The organism is Symbioplanes lichenis, from assembly GCF_030709675.1.
Taxonomy (GTDB): Bacteria; Actinomycetota; Actinomycetes; order Mycobacteriales; family Micromonosporaceae; genus Actinoplanes; species Actinoplanes lichenis.
This window is the reverse complement of the sequence record NZ_JAUZQD010000012.1, coordinates 20664-39812: the sequence shown is the minus strand read 5'-3', so window position 1 is coordinate 39812 and position 19149 is coordinate 20664. Positions and strand designations below refer to the sequence as shown.

Below are 19149 nucleotides of genomic sequence, written 5' to 3'. Positions count from 1 at the left end.
AACTCAGCGTTACGCCACCCACACGGGGGAACGGCCGGGGCGGTTCAAAGAAATTTTTCTGAACCGTTCCGAACCCGCGCTCGTGTGGGGAGAGTCAGACCGACGCAACGGGGGTCGGGGATGGCCGGGCGCGCGCTCCCAGTCCGGCCAGCCTCGGCGGCGTCGGCCACGCCGGGCGAAGCCGTGCGAGAAGGTGGGAAGAGCATGCCGGGGTTCAGGCTCCAACGCCGCCGGGAGGTGGCTGACGAGGCACTGGTCAGATCGTTGTTCGCCGAGCACGGCCGGGCGATGCTGGCCTATGCCACGCAGCTGACCAGGGACCGGGCCGCCGCCGAGGACGTCGTGCAGGAGGCCCTGGTCCGGGCCTGGCGCCATCCCGAGAGCCTGGTCAACGGCAAAGGGTCGGTACGCGGCTGGCTGCTGACCGTGATCCGTAACATCGTCACCGATCAGATCCGGGCCCGCAACGCCCGCGCCCCCGAGGTGCGGGAGAGCCCGGTCGACGTGCCGTCCGACGAGGACCACGCCGAGCAGGTGGTGAACGCGATGGTGGTGGTCGACGCGCTGAGCCAGCTGTCGACGGAGCATCGCGAGGTGCTCGAACAGCTCTATCTGCAAGGGTGCACGGTCACCGAGGCGGCGAAGGCCTTGGGCATCCCACCCGGGACCGTCAAGTCACGTTCTTTCTACGCCCTCCGGGCCCTGCGTGAGATCAAGTCGCTGAGCCCCGCCGGAACGGAACGGTCTGCCTCATGAACATCAACCACGTGGACCTCGCCGGCTACCTGACCAAGTCGCTGGACGCGGACGAGCACCGCCAGGCCGAGGAGCACCTCGCGACCTGCGCCGAGTGCCGGGCCGAGGCCGAATCCCTGCAGGAGTGGACCATGGCGCTGGAAGCCGTGCCCGAGGCGATGCTGCTGGACGGCCCACCCGACGACGCCGACCTGCTGTTGCAGCGCACGTTGCGGCAGATCCGCCAGGAGTCGTCCGGGGCGAACCGCCGCCGCTCGACGCTCGTGGGAATCGCCGCCGCTGTGGTCGTCGCCGCCGCGGTGGCCGGGGGTGCCGCGGTCGGCCGCTTCACCTCGCCGAGCGACGCGCCGCCGGTCGCCCAGCCGCCCACGGCCGCGGTGTCGTCCGGGCCGACGGCTGCGCCGGGCACGCGTACGGCCACCGCGGTCGACGCCACGACCGGCGCGCGCATCACCGTGGCGCTGACGCCGGCGCCGGGCTGGATCCGCGTCAAGGCGGCCGTGGCCGGCATCCCGCAGGGCGAGCGGTGCCTGCTGCAGGTCGTCGACAAGTCGGGCAAGGTCACGCTCGCGGGCAGCTGGCTCGTCTCCGAGGCCGGGGCCGACGACGGGACCACTCTGGACGGCAGCGCGCTCGTGCCGCTCGACCAGGTCGGCTCGGTACGGGTCGTGACCGAGGGCGGCAAGCAGTACACCAGCGTTTCTCTGTAGCACCGGGGGGAACGGGGCGGTCCGCCATGGGCCGTCCCGTTCGCATGCGCATTCACGATCACTTATTGACGTATCGACGTGACGCAGCTTACGGTCAGCATTACCAACCTGTTAAAACGTTTCACGTCCACGGTTAACGGCTGGCGACGTTCCGCCGCGTCGCCGCTTCGTTGTGTCCTTGAAACGATTGCACGACAGGAGTCGCCGTGCGTCGTAGTGCCATCATCCTCCTCGCCGCCGTCCTCACGCTCACCGGCACGGCCCTGCCCGCCGAAGCGTCCACACCCGCTCCCACCTTCCTGCGCAGCAACCACCAGGACCGTCCACTCGGCACCGACGCCACCGCGCCGGAGCTGAGCTGGCGCATCGCCACGCCCACCCAGACGGCGTACCAGGTGCAAGCCGCGACCTCCCTCGCCAAGCTGCTGCTCAAGCCGGACCTCTGGGACTCCGGCCGGGTGAGGAGCGGCGAAAGCGAGACTGCCTACCGGGGCAAGCCCATCGGCAGCCGCCAGCGCGTCTACTGGCGAGTCCGCAGCTGGTCCGGCCTGAACAGCGGCTGGAGCGCCCCGACCTGGTTCGAGACGGGACTCAGGGACTGGTCCGCGCAGTGGATCGCCAACCGGGACTGGCAGCTGGGCACCAAGGCCCCGAAGCCCGTCGTCGTCGACCTGCCCGCCCGCGACGCCCGGTACGTCCGCCTCGACGTGACCAAGCTCGGCCTGCCCCTCGCCGAGCAGCCGATCAACGCGCAGAACCAGCTGGTGACCACTGGCGACGCCCGGCGCTTCCCGCAGCTCACCTATCGGCTGCAGCTGGCCGAGGTGCAGGTGCGCGACTCGGCCGTCCCGGAGGTCAACCTCGCCGCGGGCCGCGAGAAGTTCGTGACCGCGTCGGAGACGGAGACGATCCGCAAGGAGTGGGAGCCGGGCCTGGTCGCGGACGGGCTCACCACCTCGAACCCGGAGGAGGCGAGCAACGCGGGCTACCAGAGCGCCGCGCACGCCGGCCCCGACGCGAGCATCCAGCTGACCATTGATCTGGGCGACACCAAACATCTCGACCAAGTGCTGCTCTACCCGCGCACGGACACCCTCACCGCGGAGGGGAAGACGCCGAACTTCCCGGTCGACTACACGATCCAGACCGCGCAGACCGACAATTTCCAGCAAGCCGCCGCCGTGACCGGCCAGAAGGCCCCGGACCCCTGGCTGCCCGAGGCGCTCCCGCTCTTCGCCAAGGACTTCACCGTCGGCAAGACGATCACAAGCGCCCGCCTGTACGTGTCCGGCCTGGGCATCTACGTCCCCAGCCTCAACGGCCACCGGGTCGGCGACGCGGTCCTCGAGCCCGGCAACACCGACTACGCCGACCGGGTCACCTACGCGGCCTATGACGTCACGCGTCAAGTGACGAAGGGCGCCAACACCATCGGGATCGCGGTCGGCAACGGCACGGCGAACGCGCTGCACACCGCGGGCCGCTACCGCAAGTTCGCCCGTACGGCCGCCGACCCGCAAGTGATCGCCCAGCTGGAGCTGACCCTCGCCGACGGCAGCAAGCAGCGGATCGGCACCGACAGCAGCTGGCGCACGACGCTCGGGGCGACGACGTCCTCGAACTGGTACGGCGGCGAGGACTACGACGCCCGCCGCGAGATTCCGGGCTGGAACAAGCCCGGCGGCAAGGCGAATTGGCAACCAGCAGTGCCGGGACAGGCAGTCGGGGCGCTCAGCGCACGAAAAAGCGAGCCTGTCCGAGTGGTCGAGAAGCTGCCCGCCACCCAGAGCGGGAAGATCTACGACGTCGGGCGCGTCATCGCCGGCATCCCGCAGCTCACGGTCACCGCGCCGAAGGGCACGACGATCCGCGTCTTCCCGGCCGAGGCGCTGCGCGACGGTCACGCCGACCAGTCGAAGAGCAACGTCGGCGCCCCGATCTGGGACAGCTTCACCAGCAGGGGCGGCACCCAGACCTGGAGCCCGGACTTCGGCTATCACAGCTTCCGCTATCTGGAGGTCGTCGGCGACGCCCAGGTCAGCGTCACCGGCCTGCGGGTCATGGCCGACAACCCCAGCGCCGGTACGTTCACCAGCTCCAACGACATCGTCAACGGCATCCACCGCCTGACCCGCCACGCCGTCGAGAGCAACATGAACAGCGTCCTGACCGACTGTCCGAGCCGCGAGAAGCTGGGCTGGCTCGAACAGGACCAGCTCGCCTTCGACGCCATCGCCCGCAACTACGACGTACGCGCGTATCTCGACAAGATCGTCCAGGACATGGCCGACGGGCAGGAGGCGTCGGGTCTCGTCCCGAGCACAGTCCCCGACTACGTAACCCTGGCCGGCTCGTACCGGGATGATCCGAACTGGGGTGGCGCCCTGGTCCTCGTGCCGTGGCAGGTCTATCGGACCTACGGCGACACCGCGCAGCTGGAGACTTACTGGCCGCGCATGCAGCAATACCTGTCCTACCTGGAAGGTCAGACGGCGCGCTGGGTGAACGGCGTCTACGACTACGGGCTCGGCGACTGGATCACCACCGAGAAGCCGGCCATGCCGAAGGCGATCCCGGGCAGCTTCGGCGTCTGGCGGATCGCCGACGGGATGGCGCAGATCGCGGAGGTGCTCGGCCAGGACCCGGCGCCCTACCGCGCCAGAGCGGACGCCCTGGCGGCAGCCGTCTGGGCCAAGTACTACGACCCGGCGACGGGCCTCTTCGGCGGCGGCGGTCAGGGCGCGACGGCTCTGGCCCTCGACATGGGCGCGGTGCCCGCGGACCTCGAGGCAGCCCAGCTGCGGCACCTCGTCGACAGCATCCAGGGCACCGGCAACCACCTGGTCATGGGCGAGATCTCCTTCCCGTCCGTGCTGCGTGTGCTGTCGGAGAACGGGCGCGACGACGTCGTCTACGCGGTCGCGTCACAGACGACCAGTCCGAGCCTCGGCTACCAGGTCGTGCGGGGGAACACGTCGCTCGGGGAGACCTGGGACGGCGGCAGCGGTCAGTCGCAGAACCACTTCATGCTCGGCGCGCTCGACTCGTGGATTCTGACCCGGCTCACCGGCATCGGCCAGGCGGAGGGCTCGGCCGGCTTCGACAAGCTGGTCATTGATCCGGCCGTGGTCGGCGACCTGACCCACGCGGAAGGCAGCTACGACACTCCGCACGGCACGGTAAAGGTGTCCTGGCAGCGCACCGGCACGAAAACCGACCTGCGCGTCACCGTCCCGAACGGCGCCACGGCAGAGGTGCACGTCGACGGAAATGTCCGGAACGTCGGCCCTGGCACTTGGAGCTTCCATGCGTAAAGCACTCGTCGCCGCAATGGCGGTGCTCCTCACACTGAGCGGCCCGGTCCAAGCGAGCGCACACCAGGGCTTCGACGCCGAAGCCTTCAAGAACCCGTCGAAGAGCAGCATGCCCGCCGTCTACTGGTACTGGAACAACACCATCACGACCGCCATCACGGACAAGCAGATGGCCGAGATGCGGGCCAAGGGGATCCACGAGGCGGTCCTCTTCCCGTACGGCGGGGACGCCATGCAGCCCGCCTTCTTCACCGAGGCGTGGTTCTCGCTGGTGGAGCACGTGCTGCGCGAGGCGAAGCGCACCGGCATGAAGATCTGGCTGTTCAACGACAACAACTTCCCGAGCGGCCGGGCCGCCGGGTTCGTCGTCAACGGCGGCACGATCGGCGACCGGACGATCAAGGCGCGGCCCGAGCTGCGGCTCAAGGCGCTGCTGCGCTCGACCCGCGTGATCGACGGTCCGGCGACGCTCACCCTGGCGCGGACCAGCGGGCTCAGCGTCGACGCCGGCAAGCTGGTCGTCGACCCGGCCACGAAGCCCGGCGCGGCGCCGCTGCTGCCGGGCGCGGGCTGGACGGACTACACGGTCACCGGCAAGGTCACGCTCACCACGGGCGGGACCCAGTTGTGGGTACGCGCGGACGTCACCGGCACGAGCGGCTATCTCGTGGACGTCGACTCGAAGGGCGTGGCGAGCGTCTACCGCGTCGACGACGGCGTAAAGACGCGGCTCACCACCGGCATTCCGACGCCCGGCTTCTCGGCGACCCGCGCGCAGACCGTGACGGTGAAGGTCACCGGCGACACGATCGCCCCGACCATCAACAACACGGTGCAGCCGGTCGCCACCGACGCGACCTACCCGTCCGGCGCGGCCGCGGTCTCGGCCGAGGGCACGCAGCGTTCCCAGTGGGACACGCTCACTGTGAGCAACGGCGCGACGCTGTGGACCAATGATTTCACCGACGCGACCGGGCTGACCGGCTTCGCGCAGGACCGGGTCACGCTGCCCGGCATCACGGCGGCCGCCGCCCGGCCGATCGGGAGCTCGGCGATCACCGAAATCACCGGGACGACCTGGAAGGTGCCGGCCGGCCGGTGGCAGGTCGACGTGTTCGCCTCGGCGTTGCTGCGCGACGACTCCAGCGGCTATGTCCGCAACTATCTCGACCTGCTCGACCCCGAGGCGGTCGACGCGTGGCTCGACGTGGTGCCGACCGAGTACGCCCGGCGCTGGCCGTGGGCCATGGGCACGGTCGTCCCGGGCTTCTGGGACGACGAGTCGTTCATCGCCTCGGCGCAACCGCACCCGTTCAAGCGGCTCGCGTGGTCGCCCGGGCTCGCCGGCGCGGTGAAGGCGGCCGGGGGCAAGCCGGGGACGGCGTACCTGGCGGCGTCCAACGGGATCGACCCGGCCGCGGGCACGTACTGGCGGGCGGTGAACAACCTCTTCGCCACCAGCTACTACAAGCGGCAGGCCGAGTGGATGGGCCGGCACGGGCTGAAGCTCATCTCGAACCCGCTGCTGGACGAGGAGGGCCCGCAGGACCGGATGATCAGCACCGGCGACCTGAGCAAAGACAACCAGTGGGCGCAGGTCCCGGGCAGCGACATGATCACCACCGACTACACGGCCGGCAAGCAGACCACGCTCGCCCGCAACTCCGCGTCGGCGGCACACCAGAGCGGCGCCGAGCGCGTGGTGATGGAGACGTTCGGCAACGGCGGGTGGCAGATCGCGCCCGACTACATGCACGCCACGGTCGGCGCGCTGGCGGCCCGGGGCGTCAACCAGACGTTCCTGCACGCCATGTGGACCGACGAGACGAACGTCAACTTCCCGCCGCCGTTCGGGCCACGCAGCACCTTCTGGGCCGAGATGCCGACGGTCGACACGTGGATCGGCCGGGTCATGGAGCTGGGCCGCGGCACCGATCTGGCGGAGACGGCGCTGATCCAGCCGCAGCGGGCCGCCGAGCAGAGCCGGGCGACCGAGAACACGCTCGACGAGGACTTCGCCGAGACCGCCTTCGCCCTCGAACGGCAGCAGATCGACTTCGACCTGGTCACCGACAACGCGCTCGCGGGCGACCCGGCGACGCGGTTCCACGCCACGTCGTCGCGGGGCGTGCTGCGGGTCGGGAAGGCCGACTACAAGCAGGTCGTGCTGCCGCCGACGCCGATTCTGGACCTGGCGGCCGCGCGGCGACTCGCGGAATTCGTCCGGGGCGGCGGTCGGCTTGTCGTCACCGGTGAGCTGCCGCAGCACGAGGCGACGGGCAAGGACTCGGCGTTGCGGAGCGTGCTGCGCGGGATCAAGACGTCGACGCTCGGGGAGCGGGCCGTGACGTTGCAGCCGGCCGCCGAGGCGGTGCGGGTCAAGCGGACCGGGCGTGGGGACGACATCGCGTTCCTGCTCAACAACGAGAGTGATCAGGTGGTCACAACCACGGCGACCTTCCCGGCGCGGGGCGTGCCGGAGATCTGGGACCCGCGCACCGGCTCGACGGCGGCGGCCACGACCTACGACGGTTCCGCGGTCCCGATCACGCTGCAGCCGTACGAGACATTGGGTGTGGTCTTTCGAGCCGGCGTCAAGGAGACCGCGCACCTGACCGGTGGCAGCGCGACACGCGTAGAAGAAGTCCGGAATGTTCTGCGCGCCACTATCGTCGCCGGCGCGCCGGGCACCTATCGGCTTGAAGGGACAAGTCGCAACCGAGACTATCGCGGCAGCGTGACCGTCACCGATCAGCTCACCCCGATCCCGGTCGCCGGCCCCTGGACCGTCCGGCTGGAGAAGGACGGCGCCGTGGCCGAGGAACGCCCTCTCGGCTCGTGGACGACCTTCGACCCGACGTTCTCGGGCAGCGGCGTCTACAACACGACCGTCGACCTGACCCGGGACGACCTCGCGCAGCGACGACTCGTGCTCGACCTCGGGGAGGTGCACGACCTGGCCACGGTCACGGTCAACGGGTCGGCGTTGCCGGTCGCGCTCTGGCATCCGTACACCGTGGATGTGACCGGCGCACTGCGGCCCGGTAGCAACACAATCAGCGTGCGGGTCACCAACACCCTTGCCAACTCGCGCAACAAGATCCTGCCGTCCGGGCTCGTGGGCCCGGTGACTTTGCGGCCGCAGGCCGTCGCAACCGCTCAGCTGGAGGCCGTCCGATGAAACGCCGAACCTTACTGGCCGCCAGCCTCGGCGCGGCGCTGCCCTTGCCTCTTCCCTCGGAGAAAGGCACGTCGTTCGAACGCCGTTTCGCTCACCCGGGGACCGAGACCGGCGCCAAGTTCCGCTGGTGGTGGCCGCACGGGCTGGTCGACCCGAAGGAGATCGCCCGCGAGGTCGACCAGATCGCCGACGCCGGCTTCGGCGGGGTGGAGATCCAGGACGTGCACCACAGCGTGCGTACGGACCTCGACGTCGAGGGGCACGGCTGGGGCACCCCCGCCTGGCTCGCCGCCGTCGAGACCGCCCTGCGCCGAGCCAAGGCCCGGAACCTCACCGTCGACCTCGCCATGGGCCCGTCCTGGCCGACCGCCGTGCCGACGATCACGCCCGCGCACCCGGCCGCGGCCAAGGAGCTCTTCACCACGGTCACGCCGTTCACCGGCTCCTATTCCGGGACGGTCGAGGCGGACATCGTGCAGATCGCCCGCGTGGTGTCGGCCGGGGTGCTCGATCCCGCCTCGGTGAAAACGCTGCGCAGCGGACAGATCGACCTGGTGCTCGAAGGCGACTGGGTGCTGCTCGCCTACACCGAGCGCGGGTCGGGGCAGGAGCCCGAGGGCGGCCCGCACACGTCGCCCGACTCCTATGTGGTCGACCACTTCGGCCGGGCCGGCACCGACGTGGTGCTCGACTTCTGGCGCAAGGTGATCCTGACCCGGAAGATCCGCGAGCTGCTGCGCGACACCGGCGGCGACCTCTTCGAGGACTCGCTGGAGATCGAGACGGACGAGACGATCTGGACGCCGGGCTTCCTGCGCGAGTTCGAGCGGCGGGCGGGTTACGACCTGCTGCCCTGTCTGCCGATCGTCGTGCAGAAGAACGAGAAGTATCTCTACGCCTTCGACTCCGACACCTCGAATCATGTCCGCGACGACGTCGACCTGGTGCTGTCCGACCTCTATCACGAGAATCACCTGATCCCACTGCGGGACTTCGCGCACGGTCTCGGGATGCGACTGCGGGTCCAGCCGTACGGTCTCCGTACCGACGCCGTCCGCAGCGCGACCCTGCTCGACGTGCCCGAGAGCGAGTCGCTGGGCTTCAAGAACCTCGACGACTACCGGGTCCTCGCGTCCGGCCGGGACATGGCGGGTCACGCGCTCCTGTCGTGCGAGTCGGCGGCCTACGCGAACGGCGCCTACAGCACCACGTGGGACAAGGTGCTCCAGACGATGGGCAGCGTGTTCGCCGGGGGAGTGAACCAGGCGGTGCTGCACGGGTTCGCGTACGCCACGGCACCCGGGGCGGCGTGGCCCGGCTTCGCGGCGTTCTCCCCGTACAACGGGAACGGGATCGGCTATGCCGAGGCGTGGGGGCCACGGCAGCCCACGTGGCGGCACGTGTCCGACATCGCGGGGTGGTTCGCGCGTACCCAGCTGGTGTTGCGCACCGGCCGCGCCCGTACGGACATCGCGTTCTTCCGCCAGAAGGGCTGGACCGCGACCGGCATCGGCGCGTCCTGGGCGACGAACGACGGCATCCCGATCGGCTGGACGCACGGCTTCCTCACCGAGTCCGCGCTGGATCTGCCGAGTGCCGTGGTCCGGGGCGGGCGGCTGGCGCCGGACGGCCCGGCCTACAAGGCGCTGATCCTGGAGGGCGACGCGTTCCGGGGCCGGGAGCACACGATCTCGCTGCGCGCCGCGCGGAAGCTGCTCGCGCTCGCCCGGGCCGGCCTGCCGATCATCGTGCTCGGCGACTGGTCCTCCGACGCGCACGTGACCGGGCTGGCCGCGCCCGGCGAGAACGCCGCGTTGCAGACGGTCCTGCGGGAGCTGCTCACCCGGGCGACCGTCGTCGCCGACGCCACCGGCATCCCGGCGGCGCTCAGCGGCATCACCCGCGACGTCGAGTACGAGAAGTCGACGCTGATGACCGTGCACCGGGTGGACGGGGACACCGACTACTACTACCTGGCGAACGCGCGGCACGCCGAGAACCGGAAGATCACCGACATCGACGTGGACGTGTGGCTGACCGCTCAGTCACGCAACGCTGTCCCGCGCCTCCTCGATGCTTGGACCGGCGACATTTCGGGCGTGCCTTTCGAGCGCTCGGGGAACCGGGTCCGGGTCCGGGCCACGCTGAAGCCCGGTCAGTCCATGCTGATCGCGCTGCGGCCGGGGCGGATCACGGTGCCGCCCGTGCAGGTTTCGACGGGCGAGACGACCGCGCTGTCGCGGTGGGATCTCGAGGTCGAGGACTGGCAGCCCTCGGGCGTGTCCCGGCACCGGGTCACGCTTGAGGCGCTCGCGCCCTGGTCGACGATTCCGGGGCTGGAGGACGTGTCCGGCGTGGGGACATATCGGACTTCCTTCGACGTGCCGCGCGGGCTCAAGGCGTGGCTCGACCTGGGCGAGGTGACAGACACCTGTCGCGTACGCGTGAACGGCCGCGCCCTGCCGCCCGCCGACGTGCTCGATCCGGTCGTGGACCTGGGTCCCTGGCTGCGGACCGGGCGCAACACCGTCGAGGTCGAGGTGGCCTCGACGCTGCTCAACCGGTTGCGGACCACGAGTCCCGAGGTGTTCGGCATCGCCGCCCGGCAGGCTTACGGCCTGATCGGGCCCGTCCAGCTGAGGTGGTACCGATGAAACGACGTACTGTCCTGGGGGCCGGCGCGGCCGTCCCGATCGCCCTGGCCGCCGCAGCCCCGGCCTCGGGTTCGCCTTCCGTCAGATCCGGAAATGTCCGGCTGCTCGACAGTCGCTACCGGCAGAACATGATGCGCACGGTTGCGTATCTGCGGTTCGTCGATCTGGACCGGATGCTGCACATGTTCCGGGTGACCGCCGGCCGGCCGAGCACGGCTCTCGCTCTGGGCGGCTGGGAGGCTCCCGACGTCCAGCTGCGCGGGCACACGACCGGTCACCTGCTCTCCGGGCTCGCCCAGGCCGCCTATCACCTCGACGACGCCGAACTGCGCGCTCGCTCGGCCACGCTCGTCGCCGGACTCGCCGAGTGTCAGGCCCCGGACGGCTATCTGTCCGCCTTCCCCGCCTCTGTCTTCGACGATCTTGAAGCCGGCAAGAACCCGTGGGCGCCCTACTACACGATTCACAAGATCCTGGCGGGCCTGCTGGATCAGCACCGGCTGCTCGGATCGTCGCAGGCTCTGCGGGTCGCGCTGGGAATCGCGCGCTGGGCCGACGCGCGCACGTCGGCGCTGACCCGCGAGCAGATGCAGAAGGTGCTGCACGTCGAGTTCGGCGGGATGAACGAGGCACTGTTCAACCTCTTTGCGGTGACGCGCGACCCCGCGCATCTCGAGCTGGCGCAGCGGTTCGACCACGACGAGATCTTCGTGCCGCTGTCGGAACGACGGGACACCCTGGCCGGGCGGCACGCCAACACCGACATCGCGAAGATCGTCGGCGCGGCGGCGGCCTGGCAGATCACCGGCTCGCCGCGGTACGAGACCATCGCCTCGTACTTCTGGGACCAGGTGGTCGGGCACCACACGTACGTGATCGGCGGCAACGCCAACGCCGAGTTCTTCGGGCCGCCGGACCAGATCGTCAGCCAGCTCGGCGAGAACACCTGCGAGAACTGCAACAGCTACAACATGCTCAAGCTGACGCTGCGGTTGCTCGCCCAGCGGCCCGAGCGCGTCGACTATCTGGACTACTACGAGTGGACGCTGCTCAACCAGATGCTCGGCGAGCAGGACCCCGACTCGGCGCACGGCAACGTCACGTACTACACCGGGCTGTCGCAGGGGACGCAGCGCAAGGGCAAGGACGGGCTCGTCTCCGACCCGGGGTCGTACAGCAGCGACTACGGCAACTTCAGCTGCGACCACGGGTCGGGGCTGGAGACGCACACGAAGTTCGCCGAGCCGATCTACGCCCAGCGGGGCGACGAGCTGACCGTGCAGCTGTTCATCCCCTCCGAGATCTCCTTCCGCGGGTCATTGCTGCGCCTCACCACCGGCTATCCCTACTCGGACACGATCCGGATCACGGTGACCGAGGGCGGCAGCTTCGCCCTGCGCATCCGCATCCCGGGCTGGGTGAGCGGGCCGACGCTGCGGGTCGCGGGCGCGCCGGTGCATGTACGCCCGGGAACGTACGCGTCGATCCGCCGGCGGTGGCGCACCGGCGACGTCGTGGAACTGACCCTGCCGATGCGCCCGCGCTGGCTGGCGGCCCCGGACAACCCGGCGATCCGGGCCCTGACCTACGGGCCACTGGTGCTGGCCGGGCGGCACGGCGACAACCCGCCGGCCGTCGTCCCGACCGTGGACCCGGCGCTGCTCCGACGGGAACCGGGCCGGGCCGAGTTCAGCCTCGGCGACCTGCGGCTGAGCCCGTTCCTCGACGTGCACCACGAGCACTACAGCGTCTACTTCGCCTTGCCGCCCGTCCGGCGCCGGGGCGTCGTGGCCGCGTACCCGCTGACCGGATCGCTGCGGGATCGCACCCGCCGCTGGGACGACGCGGTGCTCGCGGGCGGCGCGGTGGCGGGCGAGCGGGGCATCGAGCTCGACGGCAAGGGGGCGCACGTGGCGCTCCCGGCCGGGCTGCCCGCCAACCTGACCGAGCTGACGATCTCGGTGGCCGTCCGCCTGAACAGCATCGCCAACTCGGCCCGCGTGTTCGACCTCGGCTTCAACACCCAGAGCTACATGTTCCTGACCCCGCGCACCGGCAACGGCACGGCCCGCTTCGCCCTGAAGCTGGGCGGCATGGACGGCGAAGACTACGTCGACGCCGCCGTCGCCCTCCCGGTCGGCACCTGGACCACCGTCAAGATCGTCGTCGGCAAGACCCTGCAGTTCTATGTGGACGACGTGTTGAGCGGCGAAAACAAGTCCCCACGCATGGGCGCCCTCCTGCTGGGCGCAACCCACTTCAACTACCTGGGCCGCTCCCAGAACCCCAAACACCCCTACCTCGACGCCGCCGTCGCCGACTTCATGCTCAGCTCGTGACTCAGTCTCTGTCATTGACGGCGTGAGTACATGTACGTACATTGGATGGCGGAGAGAGGGGTGCCCCATGTCCGCCACCGACCCCGCGTCGCAGCAGTCGGCCGTGTCTCCGCCGTCCCGGACCGAGCGCATCAACCTCCGGGCAACGGCGGGCGACGCTGCCCTCATCCGGCAAGCGGCTTCCGCCAAGCGCATGACCGTGACTGAGTTCATGCTCGGTGCGTCGATCGAGGAGGCCAGGCGCGTGCTGAACGAGGATCACCGGCTCGAGGTACTGGGCGAGGTCTACGACCGCCTGGCGGCCGAGATCAAGGAGCCGGCGGAAGTGGTCGACGCGATGGTGGAGATGATCAAGCGACCCCGGCGTCTGCAGCAGCCCGTCATCGAGGGGTAATTGTCCGCCCCCTATTGTCATGCGTCGAGACTTTGATTGTGGCGTCCCTGAGATCAGTGACTATCTCCGCGACCGGGGTAACAACGCCGCGTGGAGGAACGCGGCGAAGCCGTGGGTGGCGGTCGACGCGGATGTCGGAGTGATCGGCTACTACGTGTTGGTCGCCAGCCGGATCGAACGTAAGAAGGCTCCCGCCGACCTTGCCGCGATCGAGCCGCTGCACGCGATTCCCTCCACCTACCTGGCGGCGTTCGCGATCGACCGGCGCTTTCAAGGCCGGGGTTACGGCTCCGACCTGCTCTTGCACGCGTTCATCACCGCGGCGAACGCAGCCCGGTATGTGAACTCCTATGCCATGGATCTCCATGCTTTCGACGACCGGGCGCGAGCCTTCCATGTCCGGCACGGATTTCGCCCGCTGGGTGACCCTCGGCGGCCGAACGACCTCTACATCCTGCTCCAAGACATCCGGAGGACGCTCGAAGGATACGGCGACCTGGTGTGATCTCTAGCGGACTTCGAACTCCCAGAGGCTGTAGCCGTACTGGGTGGAGCGTTCTGTGCCGTACAGGCGGACGTAGCGTCCCGGGACCTTTTCGACGGGGATGGTGGCGACGCCGCCGGCGCTGCTGACGGTGGAGTAGACCGTGGTCCATTCCTTGGCGTCGTTGGAGAGTTCGACGCGGTAGTGGGTGGCGTGGCTGTTCTCCCAGCGGAGGACGACCTGGCTGATCTGGTAGCGGGCGCCGAGGTCGACGCGGAGCCATTGGGGGTCGCTGAAGGCGCTGCTCCAGCGGGTGGTCGAGTCGCCGTCGACGGCGCCGGCGGCGGACCAGGGGTCGCCTTCGAGGCTGGAGGCTTCGACGGGGCGGCCCAGGGCGAGGTTGCGGCCGGACGGGTTGGTCTTGGCCTTGGGGGCGGCGGCGCTCGTGCTCGGGGCGGCCGATGGGGACGGCTTCTTCGAGCGGCTCGGGGCGGGGGAGGGCAGGGCCTGCTGCTCGGTGCGGGGGGAGCCGGCGGGGCGCGGCGCGTCGGCGGCCTTGTCGGGCCGGGACGGGCGGGAGCTCGGCGGCGGGGTCTGCACGGCGGAGGGCAGGGCGACGGTCTGCTGTTGCTGCTGGGCGGGATCGTCGCCGCTGGTGGTGACCAGGCCGACGATGGTGAGGACGGCGACGAGGAGCAGGGCCGCCAGGACCAAAGGCAGGGCGCGGCCCTTGAGCGGCGGCGCCGGGGTCTCGACCGCGGGTTCTTCAATGACGCGGGGAGTGGGAACCGGCTGCTCGCCGATCAGCATGGCCAGCAGGGCCGGGGCGGTCGGGCGGTCGGCCGGGTCCTTGGCCAGGGCCAGCTCGACCGGGCCGCGCAGGCTCTCGGGCAGGCCGTCGAGGTGCGGCGGCTGGGTGAGGATGCGCGCCGCGGTGGCCGGCGGGGAGTCGGCGTGGAAGGGGGTGCGGCCGGTGCCCGCGTACGTGACCACGCAGCCCCACGCGAAGATGTCGGCGGCCGGCGTGATCGGGGTGTCCGGGTCGGCGGAGAAGCGTTCCGGCGCCATGTAGGCGACCGTGCCGACCATGTTGTCCGTACGCGTGTGGCGGCTGGTGATCTCGAACGGCCGGGCGATGCCGAAGTCGATGACCTTGGGGCTGCCCGGTGGGAGCAGCACGTTGTCGGGCTTGAGGTCGCGGTGGATCACGCCGGCGCCGTGGATGCCGGTCAGCGCCGTGGCGATGCCGGCCGCGAGCGAGTGCAGGGCCCCGCCGCGCACCGGCCCCTGCTCGTCGACGACCTCGGCCAGGGTGGGCCCGTCGACGTATTCGACGACGAGGTAGGGCGGGTCGTGGGCGAGGTCGGCGCCGAGGAACTCGGCCGTGCAGAACGACGGCACCTGCCGGGCGCGCTCGACCTCGCTGCGGAACCGGCCGCTGAACTCGGGATCCGCGGCGAGGGTTGGATGGATGAGCTTGATCGCGACGAACCGGCCCTCCGGGTTCCTCGCCAGATAGACCGCGCCCATGCCCCCCAGGCCCAGGAGCCCCACGAGGGCATAGTCGCCCAGCCGGGTGGGGTCCTGCAGACGCAGCGGACTCACGCGGTACGCGGTGTCCACTCATCAACTCCCTCGAACGATCTTCCTCATCGATCGTTCTGGTTACCGGTGAGTTCCGCAAATATCGGCCGGGGGCCGGGGTGTTTTGGTGCGCGATCGTCACCCGCCGGTCATCTTCGGCGGGGAAACCACACGGCGAGTCACTGTGGAGTGTCAGATCGTGGGGAGGCCGGCCTCCTGCCAGGCGCGGAAGCCGCCGGCGAGGTCGGTGGCGCGGTGCAGCCCGAGGTCCTGCAGGGCGGCGGCGGCCAGGCTGCTGGTGTAGCCCTCCTGGCAGGTGACGATCACGTCGAGGTCGTAACGGGTGAAGGAGAGGCGGGCGTCGCTGCGCGGATCGAGGCGCCACTCCAGGACGTTGCGCTCGATGACGATGGCGCCCGGGATTTCGCCGTGCTCGGCGCGCTGGGCGGCCGGGCGGATGTCCACGAGAACCGCGCCGCCGGCCACCGCCCGGCGGGTCTCGTGCGGGTCGAGGCGGCGCAGCCGGCCCCGGGCCGCGCTCAGCATCTCGTCGATTCCCAGGGATCCGGCGGGGGCGGTCACCACTGGGCTCCGGCGCGCTCGACGGTCACCACGTCGAGCCCCGCGGCGCCGATGCGGTATTTGGTCATGGTGGTCAGCGCCGGCCCGTACGCGTGGATGCTGATCGCCGGGGTGTTGGTGCGGTTGGTCATGCGATGGATGTGCCGGGTGCCGAAGCGGCGGCCCGCGCCCTCGCCGAGCTCGCGGACGGAGACGCGCGGCGGCCCGTCGGGGCGCACGGCGACGGTCTCCTCGGTCAGCGTGCCGGAGAAGACGTGGAACGCGCCCGCCGAGCCGCCGTGGTCGTGCAGCTCGGTGCCCTGCCCGGGCAGCCACGTGAGCAGCCACACCTCGTGGTCGGGCTCCTCCGCGAGCCGGTCGTACCAGCGTTCGGCCGCGTTGAACTGAGGCGTGACGCGCCAGGAGGCGACGTCCGCCGCGAACTCACGGGCGATGCTGAGGTGGTCCAGGCGCAGGTCGACGGTCGTCACGGTCGTATCTCCTCGCTTCGCATACATTGCCTATCAGTTCTATAGGTTTACCGCATGATTGTGGCGTGGGTGTGAAGACGCGCGGAAAAAGATCGAGGGAAAGAGTCGCCGCGCACTCGGCTCTTTCGCCGAGAGCGACGTGACGGCTACTCGCAGTTCGATTTGGCCCGGTCGGGCTCGTAAGATCGGCCTGCCCGGTTCACCGTTCCGGTGGAAACGACCTCGCAGCGGAGCCACGGGTATTCAGACCGTTATATCGTCTGCGACGCCTGTTCGCCGGCCCCTCTGGCGACTCCCCCCGACCTCAAGAGGACGCACCCGTGCCGAACAATCGCCGCGGCCTGCTCGCCGCCGGTCTGGCCGCCGCCGTGGTCGGCGCCACCGGAGTCGTGTGGACCCTGAACGCCAGCGCCGCCGAGCCGCCCGTACCGTCCGTCTCCGCGCCGATCGTCGACGCGGCGCCCGTACCCCCGGCGCTTCTGCCCTGGGGGGTCAAGCCGTCGAAGCTCAAGCGGGGCAAGCCCGGCGCGACCAGCAAGGCCGTCGCAGCCGCCGGGGCTGACGCCGCGCCCGCCGACCGGAGCGGCTCGCTGCTGCCGGTGCCCGAGTTCGGGCCGAAGGGCAAGAACTCCAAGAACGGGCCGCTGCGCGAGGAGCGTACGGACGTGCAACCCCCCGCGCCGCCGTCGGCCGAGCCGAAGGCCCAGCGGGAGGTGTTCTACCACTACGCGTACGGCAAGCAGGTCGGCGCGACCGACGGCTCCTGGGCCAACATCCACATCGCCAAGCCGGAGCTGGCGGAGGAGGACTACCACTCGCTGGCGGAGATCGCGCTGCAGTCCGAGGACGGCAAGCAGATCGTGGAGATCGGCTGGACCGTCGACCGCGGGGTCAACGGCGACGCCGATCCGCACCTGTTCGTCTTCTCGTGGCAGAACGGCGTGGCGGGCTGCTACAACGCCTGTGGCTTCGTGCAGTACAGCAAGACGGTCAAGCCGGGCGACACGCTGCCCGTCGAGGGGCAGAAGCGGTTCGGCATCCAGCACGCGAGCGGCGTGTGGTGGGTCGCCTACAACTCCGAGTGGATCGGCTACTTCCCCGACAAGCTGTGGGACGGCACCTACACCCGGGGCGGCCTGACCCAGTGGTTCGGTGAGGTGGCGGCGTCGAGCGAGAAGCCGTGCACGCAGATGGGGAACGGCCTCCCGGCCAAGGAGGATTGGGCCGCCCGCATCGGCACGATCTCGATGATCAACGGCCCCGAGCCCAAGGCCACCCTGAAGGCCACGAGCCCCTATTACAGCGTGGACTGGCGCAGCGACCGTACGTTCGGATTCGGCGGCAAGGGGTGGTGCGGCGAGGAGGACGACGAAGAAGCCGAAGAATAGGTTGAACCGACAACCGCTTCGTGGGGTACACCAGGGCATGCGACGACGAGCGGGCGCCGACGAGGAGCTGATGACCGCGCTCTACACCGAGCACTACTCGGTGCTGCTCGGCTTCGTCTCCCGCTATGTGCAGGACCGGCACCGCGCCGAGGACCTCGTCCAGGAGACGCTGCTGCGGGCCTGGAAGCACATCGACCACCTCGACCCGGAGCCCGGCCGCACCCGCTCCTACCTGCTCACCATCGCCCGCAACGTGGTCACCAACGCCTGGCGGGCCGAGCAGCGCCGCCCGAAGCTGGTGATGGACGAGCAGGCCGTGCAGACCGTGGCCTCCGCCGACACCGTCGACCAGCTGGTCGAGGGCTGGCTGGTCGCCGAGGCGCTCGAACGGCTCTCCGCCGACCACCGCGCCGTCGTCCAGGCCATGTACTACGACGGGCAGAGCGTCGCGGACGCCGCCCGCAGCCTCGCGGTGCCCGAGGGCACGGTCAAGTCGCGCGCCTACTACGCCGTCCGGGCGCTGCGGCGGGTCTTCGAGGAAATGGGAGTGCTGCGATGACCGCGGGCCACGACGAGCTGCGCCGCCTGCTCGGCGGCTATCTGCTCGGCGGTCTCGGCGACGCGGACACCGAACGGCTCGACGTGCACCTGCTGACCTGCGACGAGTGCCGGGCCGAGCTGGACCAGCTGGCGCCCGTGCCGGAGCTGCTGCGCACCCTTCCGCAGCCGAACCCCGTCGTGCCGCCGGGTGCGCGACCCACCCCCGACCGGGTCGAGGCCCTGCTGGGGCGCATGCGCGGGGAGCGGGCCCGGGACCGCCGCCGGGCCACGGCCCGGAGGCTCGCGGTCGCCGCGGCGGTCCTGCTGATTGCCGCGGTCTCCGGCGTCCTCGTGCTCAACCACGACAACGGTACGCAAACCCCGCCGCCCCTGGCCCGATCCAGCCCCGCCCAGCCCCGCCTCGTCGCCGCCTTCCACTCGGCGGACGGCAGCGGCCTCACGGGCGAGGCCGTCCTCACCGGCAAGACGTGGGGCGTCTCCGTCGACCTGGCCGTCCAGCAGCTCGCCGGCAGCGGACCCTTCGTCTGCCACGTCCGCAACCGGGGCGGGCAGGTCGAGCAGGCGGCGATCTGGGGCCCCACCCCGAGCGGCAACGCCAAGGTGACCGGGGCCAGCTCGATCCAGCTCACCAGCGTCGCCGAGATCGAGGTCGCCGACACAGCCGGGCACGTCCTCGGAACGGCCTACCTTTACTAGGGGCCCGGCGGCGTGTACCGGGCATGGATGCTTCGG

At 70.3% G+C, this 19149-nt stretch carries 14 protein-coding genes; 11 read left to right on the top strand and 3 right to left on the bottom strand.

What is annotated here, in order from left to right; genetic code table 11:
- Nucleotides 1-204 precede the first annotated feature (204 nt).
- From RAN62_RS27185 to RAN62_RS27150, 8 genes are all read left to right on the top strand, one after another.
- Nucleotides 205-756, top strand: a complete 552-nt coding sequence (locus tag RAN62_RS27185) for a sigma-70 family RNA polymerase sigma factor (RefSeq protein WP_305787619.1) — start codon at nucleotides 205-207, stop codon at nucleotides 754-756.
- Nucleotides 753-1466, top strand: coding sequence for an anti-sigma factor family protein (locus RAN62_RS27180; protein ID WP_305787618.1), 714 nt, complete (start codon nucleotides 753-755; stop codon nucleotides 1464-1466). Before RAN62_RS27185 ends, RAN62_RS27180 begins: the two co-directional genes overlap by 4 nt.
- A gap of 206 nt (nucleotides 1467-1672) precedes the next feature.
- Complete coding sequence (locus tag RAN62_RS27175; RefSeq protein WP_305787617.1) at nucleotides 1673-4780, top strand: family 78 glycoside hydrolase catalytic domain; 3108 nt, start codon at nucleotides 1673-1675, stop codon at nucleotides 4778-4780.
- A complete protein-coding gene (locus RAN62_RS27170; protein WP_305787616.1) occupies nucleotides 4773-7961 on the top strand; it encodes a glycosylhydrolase-like jelly roll fold domain-containing protein in 3189 nt (1062 codons plus the stop codon). The genes RAN62_RS27175 and RAN62_RS27170 overlap by 8 nt, the downstream gene beginning before the upstream one ends.
- On the top strand, nucleotides 7958-10615 hold the full coding sequence (locus RAN62_RS27165; RefSeq protein WP_305787615.1) for a glycosyl hydrolase: 2658 nt from the start codon (nucleotides 7958-7960) through the stop codon (nucleotides 10613-10615). The genes RAN62_RS27170 and RAN62_RS27165 overlap by 4 nt, the downstream gene beginning before the upstream one ends.
- The gene (locus tag RAN62_RS27160) at nucleotides 10612-12954 is read left to right on the top strand and encodes a glycoside hydrolase family 127 protein (RefSeq protein WP_305787614.1); all 2343 of its coding nucleotides are present in this window, start codon (nucleotides 10612-10614) and stop codon (nucleotides 12952-12954) included. Before RAN62_RS27165 ends, RAN62_RS27160 begins: the two co-directional genes overlap by 4 nt.
- 67 nt (nucleotides 12955-13021) lie before the next feature.
- On the top strand, nucleotides 13022-13348 hold the full coding sequence (locus RAN62_RS27155) for a type II toxin-antitoxin system TacA family antitoxin (RefSeq protein WP_305787613.1): 327 nt from the start codon (nucleotides 13022-13024) through the stop codon (nucleotides 13346-13348).
- Nucleotides 13349-13367: 19 nt separating this feature from the next.
- Complete coding sequence (locus tag RAN62_RS27150; protein ID WP_369077205.1) at nucleotides 13368-13853, top strand: GNAT family N-acetyltransferase; 486 nt, start codon at nucleotides 13368-13370, stop codon at nucleotides 13851-13853.
- A 3-nt stretch (nucleotides 13854-13856) separates the two neighbouring features.
- Here the strand turns inward: RAN62_RS27150 and RAN62_RS27145 are convergent, their stop codons facing one another.
- The 3 genes from RAN62_RS27145 to RAN62_RS27135 all read right to left on the bottom strand — a co-directional run bounded on the left by RAN62_RS27145 (nucleotide 13857) and on the right by RAN62_RS27135 (nucleotide 16468).
- Nucleotides 13857-15455, bottom strand: coding sequence for a protein kinase domain-containing protein (locus RAN62_RS27145; RefSeq protein WP_305787611.1), 1599 nt, complete (start codon nucleotides 15453-15455; stop codon nucleotides 13857-13859).
- 153 nt (nucleotides 15456-15608) lie between these two features.
- Nucleotides 15609-15962 (bottom strand): rhodanese-like domain-containing protein, encoded by a 354-nt coding sequence (locus RAN62_RS27140; RefSeq protein ID WP_305787860.1) that lies wholly within the window; start codon nucleotides 15960-15962, stop codon nucleotides 15609-15611.
- A 32-nt stretch (nucleotides 15963-15994) separates the two neighbouring features.
- Nucleotides 15995-16468, bottom strand: a complete 474-nt coding sequence (locus RAN62_RS27135; RefSeq protein WP_305787610.1) for a cysteine dioxygenase — start codon at nucleotides 16466-16468, stop codon at nucleotides 15995-15997.
- Between the two features lie 320 nt (nucleotides 16469-16788).
- Here RAN62_RS27135 and RAN62_RS27130 point away from each other — a divergent pair, with 320 nt between their 5' ends.
- From RAN62_RS27130 to RAN62_RS27120, 3 genes are read left to right on the top strand one after another with little or no spacing between them, the layout of a single operon-like run.
- On the top strand, nucleotides 16789-17856 hold the full coding sequence (locus tag RAN62_RS27130; protein ID WP_305787609.1) for a neprosin family prolyl endopeptidase: 1068 nt from the start codon (nucleotides 16789-16791) through the stop codon (nucleotides 17854-17856).
- A 37-nt stretch (nucleotides 17857-17893) separates the two neighbouring features.
- Nucleotides 17894-18415 (top strand): sigma-70 family RNA polymerase sigma factor, encoded by a 522-nt coding sequence (locus RAN62_RS27125; protein ID WP_305787608.1) that lies wholly within the window; start codon nucleotides 17894-17896, stop codon nucleotides 18413-18415.
- Nucleotides 18412-19113 carry an anti-sigma factor family protein gene (locus RAN62_RS27120; protein ID WP_305787607.1) on the top strand — a complete coding sequence of 234 codons (702 nt, stop codon included), beginning with the start codon at nucleotides 18412-18414 and terminating at the stop codon, nucleotides 19111-19113. The genes RAN62_RS27125 and RAN62_RS27120 overlap by 4 nt, the downstream gene beginning before the upstream one ends.
- Nucleotides 19114-19149: the final 36 nt, after the last annotated feature.